Source organism: Dysgonomonas sp. PH5-45, from assembly GCF_029893235.1.
Lineage (GTDB): Bacteria > Bacteroidota > Bacteroidia > Bacteroidales > Dysgonomonadaceae > UBA1309.
Window position 1 is genome coordinate 1 of the sequence record NZ_JARXWE010000070.1, and the last position, 1,416, is coordinate 1,416.

Sequence of the window (1,416 nt, forward strand, 5' to 3'; positions counted from 1 at the left end):
CACTATAACTTTGCTTAAAACCCGTAACCGACCGACAGCTTCAACCCCACCTGCCAGAAATCCATGTAACGCTTTGATGACAGGTTATTGATTTGTTCAACAAATGCAACAAGCTACGCTGAAGTATCCGTCGGTGACTTTTACGAGGATTACGATTCTTACTGTAAGAACGATAAGGCAAGGCTTGTTTATCATATTTAGTTCGAGGTTTGCGTAGGCCCTGTTCTTTGTAGATGGCACACATATGAGTATGAAGCCAATCGACAGTTTCCCATAAAAGCTTAATATAGGTAGGGTAACGTAAATGGCTTTCGTAACAAGTGGCATCGGTCATTAAAACCGAAAGGTTCTCCATGTAAGGCTTCCAGTACGAAGCCAGAACTTGTTGAAGAGAATCAATGTCCAATAAAGAGGCTATCTCACAGCGAATCTGGCTAACAATTTTGAAATTACGAAGAGGAGTCAGGGGATGAATACGAATACCACAGAATAGCTGGTAATGAATATTACTGTTCAGATCAGAGATAAGCCTAGAATCGGACAGACCTGTGTAGGCCTTTAAAAACATTAGAGCCAGTTTCCCCTCTGCACTGAAATAGCTACTACGGCCAAGAGGGTGATCACGCAGTCCCAATGATGCTGCCAGGGATGAAAAGGGAATCGAAGACCAAAGCCTGCCCAACTCGCTGGATGAAAAACTGGAACGATAATCCGAATAGAAATCAAATTCACTAAAACCTAAAGTCGGTGTTAAATCTGAAAGTTTTTGTATCTTTATCATATCTTTTAGAGTGGATTTACCCCGATTTTGGCCGTGAAACCTTTTTATCGGAGTTTTTTCTAAAGACACAAAAACCACAACTAATTCATTACGAATCGGTTGGTATTAATTATTTGATTTATGAATAGGCCCTGTTATTCAAGAAAGAGTCCCTGTGGACACAAACTCAAAAGCAAAGAGCTCAGATCCTGTTTCGGGAATACCCCGATATTAAAAGAGCATATTATCTGGCTATGCAACTGGGATTAATTTATTATCAGGCAAAGACAAAGGATGTAGCCTTAACCAGGCTTGCCAGATGGTATGACCAGGTAGATAAATCAGGATTCCTCTCCTTTGGGACTATAGCCAGAACCATACAAACTCACTATCTGAATATTATTAACTTTTTTGACAGAGGTTCCACCAATGCCGCCAGTGAATCTTTTAATGCTAAAATAAAAGCATTCAGAAGTCAATTCAGGGGAGTAAGGGATAAAGCGTTTTTCCTGTTCAGATTAACCAGATTATATGCATAAATTCAAAATCCCTCAACTTTTTACGGGTCAGCGGATTTTCCCGGTTGATAAACCTTGTCACATATCACGAATATAGCATCGCCAGTCTGTACATAAAGAACTTAATATCTCCCACGC

General features: G+C 40.1%; 1 protein-coding gene and 1 pseudogene. One reads left to right on the plus strand and one right to left on the minus strand.

Annotated features, from left to right (window positions below; genetic code table 11):
* Positions 1 to 40: 40 nt before the first annotated feature.
* On the minus strand, positions 41 to 781 hold the full coding sequence (locus tag M2132_RS12010; RefSeq protein WP_280673874.1) for a transposase: 741 nt from the start codon (positions 779 to 781) through the stop codon (positions 41 to 43).
* Between the two features lie 131 nt (positions 782 to 912).
* On the opposite strand from M2132_RS12010, the pseudogene M2132_RS12015 reads away from it, so the two are divergent.
* Positions 913 to 1,299 (plus strand): annotated as a pseudogene (locus tag M2132_RS12015) (transposase); the annotation flags it as partial.
* Positions 1,300 to 1,416 lie beyond the last annotated feature (117 nt).

Excerpts from the sequence above, each read along its gene's own strand:
- M2132_RS12010 (WP_280673874.1), bottom strand. The coding sequence starts at position 781 with ATGATAAAGATACAAAAACTTTCAGATTTAACACCGACTTTAGGTTTT.